The 16,777-nt window shown below is 56.5% G+C and carries 14 protein-coding genes, 1 tRNA gene and 2 pseudogenes; 6 read left to right on the forward strand and 11 right to left on the reverse strand.

The window, feature by feature from the left end; genetic code table 11:
* Nucleotides 1–10: 10 nt before the first annotated feature.
* The 6 genes and pseudogenes from RO009_00130 to RO009_00155 all read right to left on the reverse strand — a co-directional run bounded on the left by RO009_00130 (nucleotide 11) and on the right by RO009_00155 (nucleotide 7,955).
* A complete protein-coding gene (locus tag RO009_00130; GenBank protein ID MDT3683438.1) occupies nucleotides 11–1,003 on the reverse strand; it encodes an alpha-ketoacid dehydrogenase subunit beta in 993 nt (330 codons plus the stop codon).
* On the reverse strand, nucleotides 996–1,925 hold the full coding sequence (locus RO009_00135) for a thiamine pyrophosphate-dependent dehydrogenase E1 component subunit alpha (GenBank protein ID MDT3683439.1): 930 nt from the start codon (nucleotides 1,923–1,925) through the stop codon (nucleotides 996–998). The genes RO009_00130 and RO009_00135 overlap by 8 nt, the downstream gene beginning before the upstream one ends.
* A gap of 345 nt (nucleotides 1,926–2,270) precedes the next feature.
* Nucleotides 2,271–3,194 carry a GntR family transcriptional regulator gene (locus tag RO009_00140; protein ID MDT3683440.1) on the reverse strand — a complete coding sequence of 308 codons (924 nt, stop codon included), beginning with the start codon at nucleotides 3,192–3,194 and terminating at the stop codon, nucleotides 2,271–2,273.
* Between the two features lie 114 nt (nucleotides 3,195–3,308).
* Nucleotides 3,309–5,063 (reverse strand): hydantoinase B/oxoprolinase family protein, encoded by a 1,755-nt coding sequence (locus RO009_00145; GenBank protein ID MDT3683441.1) that lies wholly within the window; start codon nucleotides 5,061–5,063, stop codon nucleotides 3,309–3,311.
* A 10-nt stretch (nucleotides 5,064–5,073) separates the two neighbouring features.
* Nucleotides 5,074–7,137, reverse strand: coding sequence for a hydantoinase/oxoprolinase family protein (locus RO009_00150; GenBank protein ID MDT3683442.1), 2,064 nt, complete (start codon nucleotides 7,135–7,137; stop codon nucleotides 5,074–5,076).
* Nucleotides 7,138–7,724: 587 nt separating this feature from the next.
* Nucleotides 7,725–7,955, reverse strand: a pseudogene (locus RO009_00155) (IS630 family transposase).
* An 866-nt stretch (nucleotides 7,956–8,821) separates the two neighbouring features.
* On the opposite strand from RO009_00155, the gene RO009_00160 reads away from it, so the two are divergent.
* Nucleotides 8,822–10,102 carry an amino acid ABC transporter substrate-binding protein gene (locus tag RO009_00160; protein MDT3683443.1) on the forward strand — a complete coding sequence of 427 codons (1,281 nt, stop codon included), beginning with the start codon at nucleotides 8,822–8,824 and terminating at the stop codon, nucleotides 10,100–10,102.
* A 260-nt stretch (nucleotides 10,103–10,362) separates the two neighbouring features.
* Here the strand turns inward: RO009_00160 and RO009_00165 are convergent, their stop codons facing one another.
* From RO009_00165 to RO009_00180, 4 genes are all read right to left on the reverse strand, one after another.
* Nucleotides 10,363–10,863: a YbhB/YbcL family Raf kinase inhibitor-like protein gene (locus tag RO009_00165; GenBank protein MDT3683444.1), complete on the reverse strand. Its 501-nt coding sequence runs from the start codon at nucleotides 10,861–10,863 to the stop codon at nucleotides 10,363–10,365.
* A 159-nt stretch (nucleotides 10,864–11,022) separates the two neighbouring features.
* On the reverse strand, nucleotides 11,023–11,559 hold the full coding sequence (locus tag RO009_00170) for a MarR family winged helix-turn-helix transcriptional regulator (GenBank protein ID MDT3683445.1): 537 nt from the start codon (nucleotides 11,557–11,559) through the stop codon (nucleotides 11,023–11,025).
* A 246-nt stretch (nucleotides 11,560–11,805) separates the two neighbouring features.
* Nucleotides 11,806–12,246, reverse strand: coding sequence for an integrase core domain-containing protein (locus tag RO009_00175; GenBank protein MDT3683446.1), 441 nt, complete (start codon nucleotides 12,244–12,246; stop codon nucleotides 11,806–11,808).
* A gap of 106 nt (nucleotides 12,247–12,352) precedes the next feature.
* Nucleotides 12,353–12,532: a hypothetical protein gene (locus RO009_00180; protein ID MDT3683447.1), complete on the reverse strand. Its 180-nt coding sequence runs from the start codon at nucleotides 12,530–12,532 to the stop codon at nucleotides 12,353–12,355.
* On the opposite strand from RO009_00180, the pseudogene RO009_00185 reads away from it, so the two are divergent.
* The 5 genes and pseudogenes from RO009_00185 to RO009_00205 all read left to right on the forward strand — a co-directional run bounded on the left by RO009_00185 (nucleotide 12,477) and on the right by RO009_00205 (nucleotide 16,419).
* A pseudogene (locus RO009_00185) lies at nucleotides 12,477–12,962 on the forward strand (UbiX family flavin prenyltransferase). The gene RO009_00180 and the pseudogene RO009_00185 sit on opposite strands and share 56 nt — an antisense overlap.
* The gene (locus RO009_00190) at nucleotides 12,955–13,473 is read left to right on the forward strand and encodes a TIGR02444 family protein (protein ID MDT3683448.1); all 519 of its coding nucleotides are present in this window, start codon (nucleotides 12,955–12,957) and stop codon (nucleotides 13,471–13,473) included. The pseudogene RO009_00185 and the gene RO009_00190 overlap by 8 nt, the downstream one beginning before the upstream one ends.
* Before the next feature lie 508 nt (nucleotides 13,474–13,981).
* The gene (locus tag RO009_00195) at nucleotides 13,982–14,332 is read left to right on the forward strand and encodes a DUF3489 domain-containing protein (protein MDT3683449.1); all 351 of its coding nucleotides are present in this window, start codon (nucleotides 13,982–13,984) and stop codon (nucleotides 14,330–14,332) included.
* A 33-nt stretch (nucleotides 14,333–14,365) separates the two neighbouring features.
* Complete coding sequence (locus RO009_00200; GenBank protein ID MDT3683450.1) at nucleotides 14,366–14,827, forward strand: DUF2924 domain-containing protein; 462 nt, start codon at nucleotides 14,366–14,368, stop codon at nucleotides 14,825–14,827.
* Complete coding sequence (locus RO009_00205) at nucleotides 14,824–16,419, forward strand: recombinase family protein (protein MDT3683451.1); 1,596 nt, start codon at nucleotides 14,824–14,826, stop codon at nucleotides 16,417–16,419. Before RO009_00200 ends, RO009_00205 begins: the two co-directional genes overlap by 4 nt.
* Nucleotides 16,420–16,606: 187 nt before the next feature.
* On the opposite strand, the gene RO009_00210 is transcribed toward RO009_00205, so the two are convergent.
* Nucleotides 16,607–16,682 (reverse strand) — tRNA-Ile (locus tag RO009_00210).
* Nucleotides 16,683–16,777: the final 95 nt, after the last annotated feature.

The following is a 16,777-nucleotide window of genomic DNA, read 5'->3' on the forward strand; positions in this document are numbered from 1 at the left end:
CCTCCAAGCTTTATCGTTGGCCGCGCACCAGCGCGGCGGCGACCTGCGCCAATTTCTCGGCGTCGGGCAACATCAGCGGCTCAAGCGTCTTGCTGAACGGGATGGGTACGTCGGCGCTACCGGCGCGCAGCACCGGCGCGTCGAGATAATCGAAGGCGTGTTCCGAGATGGTGGCGGCAAGCTCGCCAGTGACGCCGTATTGCAGATGACCGCCGTCGACAACGATGGCGCGCGAGGTCTTTTTCACGGACGCCACCAGTGCATCGATGTCAAGCGGCACCAAGCTGCGTGGGTCGAGCACTTCGGCGGAAATATCGTCCTTTGCCAGTAGATCGGCGGCAGCCAAGGCTGTATGCACCATGCGGCTGACTGCGATGATACTGACATCGCGGCCTTCGCGTTTCACGTCGGCGCGACCAATCGGTACGATGTGTTCCAGATCTGGAACATCGCCGCGCATGTTGTAGAGCATGCGATCCTCGAAGAAGACTACTGGGTTGTCGTCGCGGATGGCGGCGGCCATTAGGCCCTTCGCGTCGGCTGGGGTCGACGGCATCACCACTTTCAGCCCAGGGATATGCGCCAACCATGCGTGCAGGCTCTGCGAGTGCTGTGGTCCTAGGTTGCCACCGATGCCAACAGCGGTGCGCACCACGATTGGCACGTTGAATTGCCCGGCCGACATGTAGTGCAACTTGGCTGCCTGATTGACCAGTTGATCCATGATCAAGGTGATGAAATCGCCGAACATCACTTCAAACACCGGGCGCTGGCCGGCCATGGCGGCACCGACCGCCATGCCGAAGGCGCCGGATTCCGATATCGGCGTGTCGATAATGCGTGCGGCGCCGAACTCGGCGAATAGGCCGTCGGTCTGCTTGAAGACGCCGCCAGCGGTGCCGATATCCTCGCCCAGCATGATCACCGCGTCATCGCGGCGCATTTCGACAAACAGTGCTTCCAGCACCGCGGCACGATAGCTAAGGGGACGCGCGTTAGGCATAAAGATACGCTCTCAGATCTTCCCCGGCGGGGAATGGTGCCGCTTTTGCAGCATCGATCGCGGTGTGCACCTCAGCATCGACCTCGGCTTGCTGAGCGGAAATCTTTTCCTCAGTGGCCAAATTGAATTCAATCAATCGGCGTCCGAGGCGCTCGATCGGATCTTTCAGTCGCCAGGCCTTCGCCTCATCGTCGTCTTTGTAGTCCTGCTTGTCGCCGACGTGATGGCCGCCATAACGGTACGTGTTGCAAATGAGAAAGCTCGGACCGCCGCCGGTACGGGCACGTGTGATCGCTTCTTCGGCTGCCGCGCGCACCGCTATTACATCCATACCATCCACGGTTTCCGATGGGATATCGAAGGCCTGACCGCGGACGACCGGATTAACTCCGGCCGTCACGTCCTCAATCGCGGTGAATTCGCCGAAACCGTTATTCTCGCAAACAAACAGCACTGGTAGCTTCCAAATCGCCGCCATGTTCATCACTTCGAACATCAGTCCCTGATTAAGCGCGCCGTCCCCGAAGAAGGCGGCCGCCACCTGACTACGGCCGTTGCGCTTTGCAGCAAGTGCGGCACCGGCAGCAAGCGGAATACCACCACCAACGATGCCGGTGGTGCCCAGGTTGCCATGAGTAGCGTCGAAAATATGCAGTGTACCGCCACGGCCCAAGCCATAACCGGTGCGACGTCCCATCACCTCGGCCATCATGCGGCCAACGTCGGTGCCCTTGGCCAGGCAGTGGCCATGGCCACGGTGATTGCTGGCGATCATGTCGTCGCTGTTGAGCAGCGAGCAGACACCCACTGCGACCGCTTCCTGCCCTGCGCATAGGTGCACCAGCCCGGGGATCATGCCGCCGGAATAGAGATTGCGGACCGCCTCCTCAAAGGAGCGGATTAGCTGCATCTGACGCAGCATGCGTAAGCCTTCCGCGGCGGAAGGTAGCGCTGAGGCCGAAACTGCGATTGCAGGGCGTTTCAAGATTTCCGTCCTTACATAGTGTCGAGTAGATCGCGCTTCAAATTAACGCTCTTGACTAGGCCGGCACGGCCCATCGAATTGAGCCCAGTCACTGTAGTCGGTCTTTTGATTCTCACTCGCTCTATGACGAGGTGTCTTTTTCTCATAACATGTGCGACACGAACCATAGCCAATGGTGATTCCTTCGCGCGCGAGACGCACTTGCAGATAGCGCGCCGTTGCGAATATCAGACGGTTGATGAAAGTCCTGGTGACATCAATGTACTGTTGTCTTCCATCTCCTCATTCTTTCCTTGAACCGCGGCGTTTCTTGTCGAGTATGCGCAGTCGGAGCGGCGCGGCCTTATCGGCAGTTTTCTGCTGCTTGTCGAAACAAGCGGCGCCTTGAAGCATGAATCCGGCAGCAGTACGCAAGGTTATCGGCTGCCAGTGCGGTGCAATGGCGTTCAAAATATCAATGCAGGCGCTGGCCAGATGCTGGGTTAGCAAGGATGCAACCACATCTGGCTCACGCTTTTTACACGCGCGCAGGAGTTCTTCGTGTTCCCTTGCCGCGCGGCTGAAAATGTCTGTAAGGCCGGATTGCCTCGCATTATACACATAGCGTTCGCTACGATGACAATCTATGTACATCCGCCGCTGGAGCTTTAGATTAGCCCCGGCGAGAAGCATCTGATGAAACGCGCGATGATAGGTGATCCATTCGCCGAATTTATGTTCTTCCTTCGACTTACCCATACCTAGAAAGCTTGACTCTAGTTTGTGGATGTCGTCGTCATTCAAGCTCTGGACTGTAATAGCCGCCGAAACACTCTCGTTCATAATGCGCGACACATACAAGAGTTCAAGCTCTTCGGGATCGAAGCCAATAACCTTGCAGCGATAATTCGGCGCGGCGCTGATTAATCCTTCTTCTTGCAGCATCCGAAAAGCTTCTCGCACCGGCGTCCGGCTCACCTTGAGACACTCCGCCACCTCGACCTGAGAAAGGATCGTCTCCGGCGGAAGCACGTTCGCTAATATGCAACTGCGCAAGTATTGGTGGATATTGACGGACGCTCGACGATGGCTGTCGCCAGCCATCGGTCGCAAGATTTTATTTAATACGAGAGGCGCACCCTCGCTTCCCCCTTGTCGGAAAGCCAGTTCGGTTACACGCTGTCGCCGCGCCGACGTGCGCAACGACAACTGTTTGTTTTTGTGCATACCTATACTTATGCCAAAATTCGACGAGTGACTGCGGCATGTCGGGAAAGCAATCCGTTCGAACAGACCCCGATCACTCGCGACGAGCGTACACATTTGCGAGACATCGCGCGTTTACGATTGCGCGCGCAGCATCTTGGTTGCCTCGTGATCGACATCAAGGCTGCTCTGGTTCAGCACGACCTTATAGGTTGCTTTTGCGGCTTCCGGCGACACGAATCCTTTCTTCACATCGAGTCGGACCATTTCCGGATCGCGCTCGGCCGGGTTGCCAACGCCGCCGCCGCCCGACGAATGCTTTACCAGGATATCGCCCGTTTTGACCTGCACGAGTCGATGCGGCTTGACCCGAATGTCCTCACCGTTCCGACGCAGATAAGTACGACAGAGCGGAGACACCTCCCCGCCAAGCGCGCCAAATCCTTGAACGACGTCACCGTCTGAGCTTCCAGTGGCCATCTGTCCATCGGAGCCTTCATTTACGGCTTCCCAATGCACGCCGGGCCCGCCACGCCATTTTCCGGCTCCAGTAAAGTCGGCGACCATTTCCCATTGGAGGGCGCGCCAAGGCACCCTCACTTCCATTTCCTCAACATTATCCCGATGCGCGGCGCCAAGAGCGGTCAATGTGCTCACGGCTTGATAGCCATCGTAACCCCAGACTGCGCCAGCGCTACCATCATAGTCAAAACTTGTCCGCACGTAACGTTCGGTCGTCCGTGGATCAACGGCAAAGACATAGTCGCCACGGTGTTTGCCCCAAGCTGCCACTGCGCGTTGCGGCAGCGCCGCGGCCAGCGCCTCAAGAACAGCTTCCATTACCTGAATTCCCACGTTCACGGGTGAGGCACCGACCGTGGCCGGATACTGGCAGTTGACCACCAAACCGGGCGGCGCAATCACCTTAATCGGCTCCATCGTTCCCTGGTTGTGATAGTCGGCGAGCGCCGGATCGAAATACAGGATCGCCGCAGCGATCGCATTTCCATATGTCGCCGCGTATACGCTGTTGATAAATCCCTTACGTTGGCCATCGCTATCTGACAAATCGATTGTCATTTCGTCGTCTTTGACCGTGATGCTGGCACGGACCCAGACCGGCTCATCAAGCGACGTACCGTCATCGTCGGTTGCCGCCGCTCCGGTATAAACACCATCGGGAATTTTACGAATTTCCTCGCGTACTGCTATTTCCGTACGCTTAACCATTTCGTCAACAGAGGCAAGGACTGTGTCCTTACCATAGGTTTCAAGTAGCGCCAGAATTCGACGCTCACACATTGTGGTTGCGCCAATCATGGCATGCAGATCGACGCGCACTCCTTCTGCAAAGCGCACGTTGCTAAGAATCAGGTTGACCAGATCTTTCCTTTCTTTGCCGCGTTCTATGACTTTGATCGGCGGAATAATCAGACCTTCTGCATGGATGTCATAGCCGTTGGGAAAATATCCGCCCGGAAACGAGCCGCCAGTATCCATTTGATGGCCGCGGCAGAGTGTGAAAAACAGCAACTCGTTTTTGTAAAAGATTGGTCGAATATAGCCCCAGTCGGGCAAATGACAATTATGGCCGCCGTGGTAGGGATCATTGGTCAAGAATACATCCCCGGGGTTGATATCGTCGCCGAAGATTTTTACCAAGTCTTTCACCGCGAAGGTCGTGCCAAGAAACTGCACGGGCAATCCTACCGGAACCGCGATGGTTGTCCCGTCTACACCCCAGATTCCAACAGACATGTCCTGAAGCTGACCGATCAGATAGTTTTGCGCCGTACGCTTGACCATATGCCGCATCTCCTTGCAGATCGTCTGCATGGAGTGCCAGATAGTGGCGACCGTGGTCGCATCTATATTAGGTTTATTCGTCATATCGCGTTCCTCAACGGCGGGTAAGAATGTAATTCTTGTGTTTGTCCACCGAGCACACGTAGGCCTCAGGGACAACCACGGTTGTGGTGGTTTCCTCGATGATCGCCGGCCCAGAAATAAAATTGCCCGCCGTTACTTTCTCTCCATCGTATACCGGTGTATCAATATCACGACCATTAAAGCGGCACATTCGCCGGCGCTTCAGCGCACCGGCAGGATCAGCATCGCCCTGCTCTACTTGCGGAAGAGAAAACGCGGCATTCGGGGTCGTCGCCTTTAGACGCAAAGTGAGAATTTCGACTGCCTTCCACGGCATGGAGAAGGTATACAATTCTTCGTGTTTGCAGGCGAACGAGTTCGCTGCAGCATCCAATGTCTCGCGGTCGAGCCTGCCGTTAGGTATATCCGTCTCGACCTCGTGAAACTGCCCTACGTATCGAACGTCAGCAGTGCGCTTGAACACGATGGCTTTCGGATCGATCCCATGCGTACGGAATGAAGTCGTCGCCTCCGCTTCCATCTCCTCGTAGATATTGTTTAATGCATCGACGTCAGCGCCTACAACGCGGCTGACGAAGGATCGGGCGTAATCTTGGCCGATATCCATGGCAAACATGCCGAAGGCGCTGTAGAGCGCCGCAACCGCCGGCACGACGACTTTGTTGATCCCAAGCGCGTCGGCAATAAACCCGCCATGAATAGGGCCGCCGCCACCGCCTGCAATCATCACCGTATTTCGGACGTCGTAGCCGCACTTAGTCGAGACTTCCGTGATCTTGTTCGCCATATTGGCGTTTACAGTTCGGAAGATCGACTCCGCAACCCCAACCTCGTCGGTATTAAATCGCTTGGCCAATGGCTTCATTGTTTCGCGAGCGGCCTTGACATCGAGCGTCATTTCCCCGCCGAGGAAATAATCGGCAGGGACATAGCCGAGGATCAGATTAGCATCGGTCACCGTCGCTTCACTGCCGCGGCCGTAACAAGCAGGCCCCGGATCCGCCCCGGCGCTCGCCGGACCAACTCGTAAAAGATCGAGCGCATCGACGTTTGCGATCGATCCGCCGCCCGCTCCGATACTGGCGATATCGACCATCTTGATAGCGACGCGCTGATCATTCTCCCAATGCTCGGTTGTGGTCGGGATTTCACCCTTGTTCACGAGGCATATGTCAAAGCTCGTGCCCCCCATGTCGACCGAAAGTAGGTTTTCTTCACCAAGGTATCGACCGAGATGAACCGCGCCGGACGGGGCCGCCGCTGGCCCCGAATGCAATAGGTACACGGGACGCCGGACGCATTCGGCGACGTTTTGCACCAGCCCATTAGCGAGCATCATGAGAAAAGTGCCACTGAAACCAGACTTCTTCAGCACTTGCTCGAGCTTTGTTAGATAGCGAGCAACGGCCGGTCCGACGTAAGCGCCGACCGCCGTCGTATTAAAGCGCTCGAATTCGCGCCATACTGGCAATGTTTCATGCGACGTGCTGACGAAAACGTCCGGCGCCACCTCCCGACAAATCTCTGCGGCTCGCTGTTCATTTGCCGGGTTTGCATAGGAATGCAGGAAGCAAATGGCGATCGACTCTACGTCCTCAGCCTTGAGAACTCTAACCGCTTCTCTTACTTCTTGCTCGTTGAGCTGAGTGAATATCTTTCCGTCAGCGAGTGTGCGTTCTTCGACTCCAATTCGTCGCCACCGTGGGATTAGCGGCTCATTCGGCGGAATGAATAAATTGTAGAGGGATACGTCGATCGGCTTAATTCCACGGCGTATTTCAATGCTATCCCGGAATCCCTTGGTCGTAATCATCCCCGCTTTTGCGCCGCGACCCGTAAGGACAATGTTCGTGGCAAGGGTCGTACCATGAACCAACATCTCAATTTGGCCCAAAAAGTCTTTGACGCCTATTTGGTAATAACGTGCGGCCTTTTTTATTGCATCCATCAGGCCAACTGACGGGTCGTGGGGGGTAGTTGATGCCTTAAATTTTTGCAGCATCCCCAACTCGTCCATCACAAGGCAATCCGTGAACGTGCCTCCGACGTCAATACAAACGCGCTTCTTTTTCACTTATCCCCCCTTTGTCCTCATTGTATGCGACAATAAATACAAACCACGCCTTGTTTGATAGTGTCGGCTTCGCCCGTCACATCGACGCAGCGCGATTGCGTCGCCGATGGTACAACGCAAGATTTGTGTCATAGCGCGAGCTAAGCGCCGGCCGTTACGCTCGCCAGATCGGGATCTTCAAGCGAGGTCCAACCGGCGCTCACCCAATATCTTCCCCTTCAGCAGTTCCAAAATTAGAATGTTTGCTTTATTGGTTAGGAACCTTAGTAAAGTGGATACACTTGTCAAGCGATTTGGCTGACTGCCCGCCGCCTTTAGTCACGTGAATGTAAAGGTCGGCGCATAAGTTCTTCTGTGTTTTCTGACAGGAGCCCTTGACCGAGGTCAGTATCTGGTCGGCGGATGTGGCGCACTTGAAAGGCTTGAAGTTTTGGTTGTGGCGGTCGACAAAGACGCGGATCTCGGCCCGGGTGCGCAACGTCTGCTAGATGTGAAACTTCGGAACCGGGTGCGAGCCAAATAGCCGCCACCTGGTCGTCGTCAATTGCGACCGGCCAAGGCGGATCTCGTCGAGCGGACCATCACAGATTCCTCAAGAAACGGTGCCGCCATTTGCCAACTGGATGTTCGTGCACACCGATCTCTACCGCGACCGACTTGCTGGGGCATCCATCCGCACGCCGCAGAATCATGCGGCATCGCTCCGACCACGATCGGGCAACGCGACGTCGACGTACCTGCCGCTCCAGATAGCTCCGCTTCTCGGCACTCAGCGCCAACCGCGCGATCGGTCGGCGCTTTGCGCGTGCGTTCGCTATTAGCGCTCTCCTCCAAGAGCCGGAGCGCTCTTCTATAATATAATTCGCTTCAATTTCAGATGACTGTGAAGAAAGCCAGCTATCTCGCGGCGCCCGGGATTGCAAGTGGTCGGCGTTTGCGCCACGGCATCGTCCTGCCACTTGGGCCTGGCACACGCTTCGAAGGATTTGGTTTATCGCTGCCTCTGTGTGAGCCGGAGCGCCCATTTCAGATTTTGGCAAACGACATCACAAGATGATTCTATGTCAAGCCTCCCCAAAATATGCCGCCTCAATTGAGCTGCGTCAAACAGCCGGGTTCCCGCATTGCAGCAAAGCCACCTCACATCTCACGAAGCATGCTTACTCTCTCAAGCCGTTAGCTAGTGCCAAGCGCCATTATGCTTAGTATACTAAGCGATATGCTTTTGAGTCATGATCTGTCATACTTACCTTATTTGATCAGCAAAGGAACAAATTCTCTTTCGAATTGATGGATGGGGAAATTGGAGGCGCCTGGGTTTGCTAATAAGACAGCCACTACTTCAGGATCGACAACATCACTCCAATCGTGTTGTCTATGTCGGATGCGCACGACCGAACGACGGTCGGAAACTTCCGGCCTTTCTGAAGCGCATGCCGAGCCCGCCAACAGGCGCGCTGGGTCATATTGCAGCGCGCGCCAAATATTTGATGGCAACCGCACGCAAGAGTGCGCCCAAATGCATCCCGGCAACATTCAGATTTCAGGGATTTGCTCATGCGGCCACACGCAACAGCACGAGAGAAAACCCCTCGATAGGTCCACCTACTATCCACATTGTACTCTAAGTATTTTACTATGGTTTTTTGATCAGCCTTGAAACTCGAATAGGAGGGAACGTCGGATGCTTTCAATCATACGACTGCCAGGATCTCGAATAGCTGGGTTTATGGCGCTGGGAATAGGATTAATCTTTTCCCAACTTTATTTGTTGCCAGTACGTGCCGCAGATCCAATCAAAGTTGGTTTCAGCATGAGCCTGACCGGAGCTGGAGGAGGAGCAGGCAAGCAACTGCTAGTCGGTCTCGAAATCTGGCGCGATGATGTTAATGCTAAGGGCGGCTTAATGGGGAGGCCAGTGCAGCTTGTATATTATGATGACAGGACTGCGCCGGCCAATGTTCCACCGATCTACTCCAAGCTGATTGATATCGATAAAGTCGATCTCTTGCTTGGACCATACGCAACAAATCAAGTTGCGGCCGCCATCCCTGGGTTGATGTCCCGTGGCCACATGACGATCAGCATGATGGGTTTGGCCGCGAATAGTCAATTCAAGTACAAGAACTATTTTTCGATGCTGCCTTACGGCGCGAGTCCAGCGCGCGAATTCTCGCGCGGATTCTTTGAATTGGCAAAAGCGCAGAGCCCGGCACCGAAGACAATCGCAATCGTCGGGGCTGATGCGGAGTTCGGAAAGACCGCGACCGATGGCGCCCGTGAAAATGCTAAGGCGGCGGGCCTAACTATTGTTTACGACGAGCGGTACCCACCAGGAATGACCGATCTGTCACCGGTCGTCCGTGCAATCAAGGCAACCGATCCAGATATAGTGTTCGTTGCTGCGTACCCGCCAGATACAGTTGCCTTCGTGCGTGCAGCTGATGAGGTTAAGCTCGCACCCAAAATGATAGGGGGAACGTTGGTCGGGATGCTCATCACTCCTCTGAAGATACAGTTAGGCCCGTTGATGAACGGCTATGTGAATAACGCCGAAACCTATATGCCCGTCCCAACACTAAATTTTGCCGGCGTCCAAGAGGTACTGGCAAAATATCGGGAACGGGCGAAAGGGCAAGGAATTGACCCATTCGGATATAACTTTGTGCCATACGCTTATGCTGCGGGACAGGTGCTGGCAACCGCTGTCGAGAGAACTAAAAGTCTAGATCACACCAAGCTCGCGGACGAGATCCACCGTCACACTTTTTCTACAGTGGTCGGTGAGATTTCGTTTGGACCGGATGGCGAATGGATCAAGCCAATGTCCTTGGCAAGCCAGTTTCGCAACGTAACTGGAAATGAAGTAAGTCAGGTGATTGATCCTAAAAATTGGGTTCTCGTCTGGCCACCCAAAGATAAGACCGGAGATTTCATCTATCCCTACAGCGCCGCAAAGCAATAGTACCTAGCGAAGAGCGCCGGCAATCAGCCGGCGCTCCCCAGTTTGACTGTCGTATCAGGCACTGTTGTTAGCTGAGCCGTCCGTGAAGAACTCGATTTTTAGCTGGGGATCTGCGGCCAAATGCGGCAGCTCGCTCGATCGGTGTTGGCATGTCAATCGACCAGCAGAACACGCCACGCCGAGTTCGGCTTCAAGGTTATTGATCTGGAGGCTGGGCTGGCTGCGAGGCACGCATTATCTTGGTGGCACGGCCACAGGCGTCATCGTTTATAAAGTCCCATAATTGCCACCTTGCTCAGCGTATTTAGATTGAGTTGGAAGCCTACGATCGCTGCCGATGTGTCAGGCGTCACCTGCAATTGATCCAGACCAACCGCGAAAACTGTAAAAAGGTACCGGTGCGGGTGGTCCCCAGGGGGTGGACATGGACCGCCATATTGAGGCGTTCCATAGTCCGTGCGTGTCTGCAACGCGCCTCGTGGCAACAGAGACAGTTTAGGATTCCCGGCATCAAGCACAAGTTCGGTCGCATTCATTGGAATGTTGACTACGACCCAATGCCAAAACCCGCTGCCTGTCGGTGCATCTGGATCATAGCACGTTACAGCGAAACTCTTGGTTCCGGCTGGCGCCCCAGCCCAAGCGAGGTGGGGCGACTTATTGCCGCCCGCGCATCCAAACCCAACCTCTGAAGATAGAATGTGGTCAAGGCTAAGGTAGTCGCCATCGTTAAAGCTATTGCTCTTTACCGAAAACACCATTCCGCTCCTCCTTCAATGCCTGTGAGCACATGATGGCCACCGTGGAAACATGTTCGCAAAATCAAAAATTAACTTAGCCTCCTAATCATCATTTCACAAGCCCCTCCTCCGCCTATCGTCATCCAACCGCTGTCAAAAGATAGGCAAATTGCTATACGCTTACTCAATAATCTTCAATTTGATTTCGTCGAGTTGTGAAATGGTGGCATGAAGATTTTTCTGAATTTCAGACAACGCTCCAAGCAATTGTCTCACCTCGCCATTTGACAAATTTTGAACGGCCGTTGCCACCACATCTTTTGCTAACGGCATCAGATATTTTCCCATTTTTTGTGCTTTCGGCGTGAGATGAACATGCAATATGCGGCGATCCTTTTTATTTCGCACGCGGCGGACGAGCCCCCGCTTTTCCATGCTCAGAATTGCACTGAGAGTGGTCGGCTCCATTGTGCCGACTCGGCGAGATAGCTCGCGTTGGTTAAGCCCATCTTCGTGCCAGAGCGCACGCAAGAAGTACCACATACCTAAAGTAACACCATAAGGTTCAATCCTTAGCTGCAAGTAGCGTTGCAATGCGCGGTGTGTTGTACGGATTTGAAAACCAACACTCTCCGAAATAGGAAAATCCAAATCAGGTCCCCTGGATTTAGTAACCGCTTTAGCGCCACCAAGTTTGGAAGGCTTCTTGCTTTTCATCGTCGTTTCTTTCGATTCGCTGTTTGATCCACAGTTCGACTAGAACGATTCAATGCCTCTTCAGATTATCGGTTCATTGCATATCCATAGTCGTCGAGCAATAAGGTGGTGAACTCTACTCAAAAATCAGTGCACGGGATGTCTATCCGCGCTCCGGCACGAGGAGCGACCCGCGGCCTGATCGGAGGATAACGGCATGGATTGGTTTCTATCCGCTGTCCATGTCGTAAATCAAATCCGCGCGTATTAATGGTGCAGACCGCCAAGAACAGGGTGCGCTTTGATGCGTCCTACTGATTGAACGGAGCGTTGGATTGGCGCGTCCTTGAACAGAGATAGATGTGTGCGGGCCACATTATAGTAATCGAGGTAGCACGACAGCACATGACGTAGGTGCTGCTCTCCGAACACGACGACGTGGTCAAGGCATTCACGGCGGATCGATCCAATCAGACGCTCCGCGTATCCGTTCTGCCAGGGTGAGTGCGGAGATGTCGGACGGTCGCGAATGCCAAGAGATCGAAGGCGCCGGGTAAACACCTCGCTATAGCAGGTATCGAGATCACGGATCAGATAGCTCGGTGTCCGCTCCCAGCCACATGCTTCAGTGAGTTGATTGGCGATCCACTCGGCAGTCGGATGCGCCATCACACCAAGCCAAAGGATTTGGCGCCGGCCATGGTCCATGATCAACAGTCCATACAACAGCCGGAACCAGACGGACGGCACCACGAACAGGCCTATCGCGACGATGCCATCCGCATGATTCCGCGGACAGGTTCTCGATTCGTCGTCACAGCGCGATCGGCAACAAGCCACCGATATCGCTGATGAACCGCTCTGCGGCGCCCCCGCCGGAATGAGCGTTAACCCAGGAAAATTCCCGCACCGGCTGGCCTAAAAACCGGGGGCGCTTCATCATCGTGTCGTGCGCGGCCCGGCTCACGTTGGCGTATGAGACTGATTTGTCCATAGCGCAGCTTGAAGCTTCTGCGACAGTCAGCTATCCGGAGCAGGACCTTGGTGCTGCCTGGTCGAGCGGATCGTTTAGGCCGCTTGGGATGATCATTGTGCCATGCTCTATCAAGACCGTGTCTAAAATTTCGAGTGGCGTGACCAGCAATCTCGTGTCGCGCTCCGCGTATGTGTGCCTCAAGGAACTGCGGCGCGTGGTGTTGATGCTGCGGGAAACGCCGCTGCATCTGGGGCACATCCGAAGCATGACCGCGATGACCGAAGCCGGCGCAATCATCTTTCCGTGGGTGCCGGCCTTCTATACGCGCCCGGAATCGATCAAAGACATGATCGATCACACGCTCGGTCGGGTGCTCGACCTTTTCGACATCGATCTCGGAACCGTGCGGCGCTGGAGCGGTAAAACCCGCAGGACCGACAATGCCTGACGCAACGATGGGCGCGCTCGAACTTGACAACCCGTTCTGGCAGTTTTCGCTGGAGGTCTATAGGGTGCCAGGCGTCCAGCAGGAATGTCTTGAGGGACAGGACAAACTGGGCCTCGACGTCAACGTGCTGCTTCTCGCCGCCTGGCTGGGTGCCAAGCGCGGCGTTGTACTTCCAGCTGCCGACTTTCTGCGGATCCGTGTCGCCGCCGTCGGATGGTCGGAGGAGGTCGTGCAACCGCTGCGCTCCGTGCGACGTACGCTGAAGGAGTGGCCCGAGTTCGCCGATGGCGACGTGCAGAAACTGCGCAAGCGAGTTGCGGAGGCGGAGCTGTTCGCCGAGCAGATTGAGCAAGCGCTGCTATACGGATTGAGCGCTGAGTTTGCGCAGTCAGCCGAAGGCTCGGAGGCGGCGGCCCGGTCGAACATCACTGCTCTACTGGTGGCCATGGGAGCGGCAACGTCCGCTCATCATCTCTTGTTCGCGCGGCTGCTTGCGGCATCGACCACATAATCGTGAATCCTTAACACGAAGCCGCGCCGCAACCAATCGGGACCTGCCGCAAAGTAGCAGTCAGTCGCGGCGAGGGGCTGGGGCTGATGCCGACCGCGAAGCCGCCACGCGCGCCGACCGACGTCTGAGCAATCGCTTAGCGAGAACGATACGGTCATGATCGGGCGGTAGTGCTGGGGCTCTTCGTTCATCGAGCGCATGATGCTCACGATAAGTACTCGTGCCCAAAGCGTAGGGTCGCGAGCAGGAGTGGGCATCATCAGTAAGCCCCGTCCGCAACCATACCCGGTTTCTCCGTCGGACGACCTGCAAACTGAGCAATATCATTATCCAGAAAGGACTGGCGTTCGGTCCCGTTTGGAGCGGTAGTGGGACCGTTCCGGGCGCCGAATGCGCCTCGTCAATCCGGGCGTTAACCGCGCTCTCGGATCCTGCCCCGCCGGCCTGGTGGCCGAAGCGGGGCTTCGGTGGTGCGGCGAAAGTCGTCGTAACCGAACGGAGGATCCCAATGTCGAAGTCAGTCAGGCGCCCGGCGGCATCATCAACAACGGCTAAAGCTGCGACAACGCCGCTGCGGCCGGTGAAGATGAGTTGGAAGAGTGAAGACGCCCACGCAGGCTCAAAGCAGTCCCGCGTCATCGCCATGCTGCAATCGCCCACGGGGGCCACGATTGCCGCCATGATGCAGGCGACGGACTGGCAGCAACACTCGGTGCGTGGCTTTCTGGCCGGTGTGGTGCGCAACCGCCTCAAGCTCAAGCTCGATTCGCGGAAAGTTGATGGCGTCCGGGTCTACCAGATTGCCGGGCGTTCCGTCCGCCGGTCCAAGGCCCGGCAATCGCAGCGCCAGTCCTCCTGAATACTCATGCCGCGCGTCAGGATCGGTCCGGCGATGCCGGACCGCGAGACACTCAATGCCGAGATTGCGCGGTTGCGCGATCTCGGCATCACCGGGCTTCGTGGGCGATGGCAAACAGTTTTCAGAAGGCAGGCGCCCCCTCACCTGCCCAAGCACTTGCTCTTCCGCGTTCTGGCCTACCGGCTCCAGGCCGAGCAATTGGGCGATCTCGATACCGACACTGTGCGTCTGCTCGATCGTGCGCGTTCACCAGAACAGGCAGGCCAGCGAGCGGTGGCGGAGCGCGCCGGACAAGGAGTCAGACCCGGCACCGTGCTGGGTCGCGAGTGGAGCGGGCAGATGCACCGGGTCACGGTCCTGGCCGACGGGTTTGCCTGGAACGGCAAAATCTATTCCAGCTTGTCAAAAGTCGCCTTCGCGATCACCGGCACCCGCTGGAACGGGCCCAAATTCTTCGGCATGCGTGACACGCGACGAAAGGGGTCTGCGCCGTGAAGGCCAGACTCACAAAGCTGGTGCGCTGCGCAATCTATACGCGGGTGTCGACCGACCATGGTCTTGAGCAGGATTTCAACTCGCTTGATGCCCAGTACGAAGCGGCCCAGGCTTATATCAAGAGTCAGGCCCATGCCGGCTGGTCCCTGATACGAGCCAAGTATGATGACGGCGGCTTCTCGGGTGGCAACACCGAGCGGCCTGCCCTGCAGCACCTCTTGCAGGATGTGCGGGCCGGGAAGATCGATGTCATCGTCGTCTACAAGGTCGATCGCCTGACCCGCTCGCTGGCGGATTTTGTCAAGCTGGTCGAACTGTTCGACCAGCACCAGGTGTCGTTCGTCTCGGTCACTCAGCAGTTCAATACCACCACCTCGATGGGCAGATTGACGTTGAACGTACTGCTGTCCTTCGCTCAATTCGAGCGCGAGGTGACCTCCGAGCGCATCCGGGACAAGATCGCGGCTTCCAAGCGCAAGGGGCTGTGGGTCGGCGGCATGGCGCCGCTCGGCTACGACACCCGTGATCGCAAGATCACCGTCAACAAGGCCGAGGCGCAGGTCGTCCAAACCATCTTCAAGACCTATTTACAGCTGGGTAATCTCACGCTGCTGCTGGCCGATCTGCGCAAGCGGAGCATCGTCACCAAGGTGCGAACACTCAAGACCGGCAAGACGGTTGGCGGCATCCCCTTCACCCGCGGACCGCTCGCCCATCTGCTTCGCAACCGCTTTTATGTAGGAGAAGTGCTCTTCAAGGGCGAAATTCTGACGGGCGAGCAAGTCGCCATCATTGATCGGGCCCTGTTCGATGCGGTGCAGGCCAGGCTGACCGAACAGCTGAACTGCCACAATACCGAGCGAATGAATTCCGACGCGCTGCTGATGGGCCGCATCTTCAATGACCGTGGCAACCGCATGAGCCCAAGCCATGCCCGCAAGCACGGTGTGAGGTATCGGTACTATCTGTCATCGGCCCTGCTACAGGGCCAAGCCGAGAAGGCCGGATCAATCCGCCGGGTCACGGCACCAGAGATCGAAGCTGTCATCCTGAAGTCCGTTCGGCAGCACGTGAAGCCGGCCTCGTCGATGGATGATCGAGGGCTCATTGAGACCCATGTCGCGCGGGTCGAGGTCCACCCGGATCGGCTGATCATCCATCTTGCGCAGGTCTCCAAACCCGGTCGTCAGAAATCGACGGGCAAGACCCCCTTGAATGTCCCGTGGCACAAGGCGCCCATGACGAGGCGTCGGGAAATTCTGCTGCCCGCCGGGATTGCGCGGCAGCACGCTCGTCCAATCCGTTCGGAGTCACGGGCACTGCTGGTTGCATCCATCGCGCGGGGCCGCCGCTGGCTGGCTGAACTCCTGGCCGACGCCAATGCCAGTACCGAGAGCATTGCCAGGCGTGAGCGGTGCAGCGTCCGCAAGATCAATATGACGATATCGCTTGCCTTTATCGCGCCTGATCTGGTGCAGGCGGCGGTCACCGGACGTCTCCCTCGTGGTATTGGCTTGGCCCGGCTTATCGACATGCCAGCCGAATGGTCCAGACAGCATCAGATGCTGGGACTTCCCGAAAACAGCGCGTAGTCGAACCGGTCTCTGCCCCGCGCGGTCTCTGTTTCCGGGAAACGGGAATTTGAGGCCAGAGAACACGGCCCTAAAACAGCCCGCCCTCCGTTGCGAAACCGTCTCCGAAAAAAGACGGCGTACAGATCCCCGCCAACGCGAGGCCTTTTGCGCGTTTCCAGGAAATCTCTTGGTTCGAAAGAGTGCGTGGTGGGCCCGGCAGGACTCGAACCTGCAACCAGACCGTTATGAGCGGTCGGCTCTAACCATTGAGCTACAGGCCCCCTCGCCATGGGCGGGCGGCGCGGTCTGTTTAGCAACGCTCGTGGCTTTGCGCCAAGCGCGAAAGCGTTTGCCCCAGGGCTACGGCGCCGTCGTC

Origin of the sequence: Pseudorhodoplanes sp., from assembly GCA_032027085.1 — a bacterium.
GTDB lineage: Bacteria > Pseudomonadota > Alphaproteobacteria > Rhizobiales > Xanthobacteraceae > Pseudorhodoplanes.

Coding starts and splice junctions, on each gene's coding strand:
- RO009_00130 (MDT3683438.1), bottom strand. CDS start 1,003: ATGCCTAACGCGCGTCCCCTTAGCTATCGTGCCGCGGTGCTGGAAGCA.
- RO009_00135 (MDT3683439.1), bottom strand. CDS start 1,925: ATGCTGCGTCAGATGCAGCTAATCCGCTCCTTTGAGGAGGCGGTCCGC.
- RO009_00140 (MDT3683440.1), bottom strand. CDS start 3,194: ATGCACAAAAACAAACAGTTGTCGTTGCGCACGTCGGCGCGGCGACAG.
- RO009_00145 (MDT3683441.1), bottom strand. CDS start 5,063: ATGACGAATAAACCTAATATAGATGCGACCACGGTCGCCACTATCTGG.
- RO009_00160 (MDT3683443.1), top strand. CDS start 8,822: ATGCTTTCAATCATACGACTGCCAGGATCTCGAATAGCTGGGTTTATG.
- RO009_00165 (MDT3683444.1), bottom strand. CDS start 10,863: ATGGTGTTTTCGGTAAAGAGCAATAGCTTTAACGATGGCGACTACCTT.
- RO009_00170 (MDT3683445.1), bottom strand. CDS start 11,559: ATGAAAAGCAAGAAGCCTTCCAAACTTGGTGGCGCTAAAGCGGTTACT.
- RO009_00175 (MDT3683446.1), bottom strand. CDS start 12,246: ATGGACCATGGCCGGCGCCAAATCCTTTGGCTTGGTGTGATGGCGCAT.
- RO009_00180 (MDT3683447.1), bottom strand. CDS start 12,532: ATGGACAAATCAGTCTCATACGCCAACGTGAGCCGGGCCGCGCACGAC.
- RO009_00190 (MDT3683448.1), top strand. CDS start 12,955: ATGCCTGACGCAACGATGGGCGCGCTCGAACTTGACAACCCGTTCTGG.
- RO009_00195 (MDT3683449.1), top strand. CDS start 13,982: ATGTCGAAGTCAGTCAGGCGCCCGGCGGCATCATCAACAACGGCTAAA.
- RO009_00200 (MDT3683450.1), top strand. CDS start 14,366: ATGCCGGACCGCGAGACACTCAATGCCGAGATTGCGCGGTTGCGCGAT.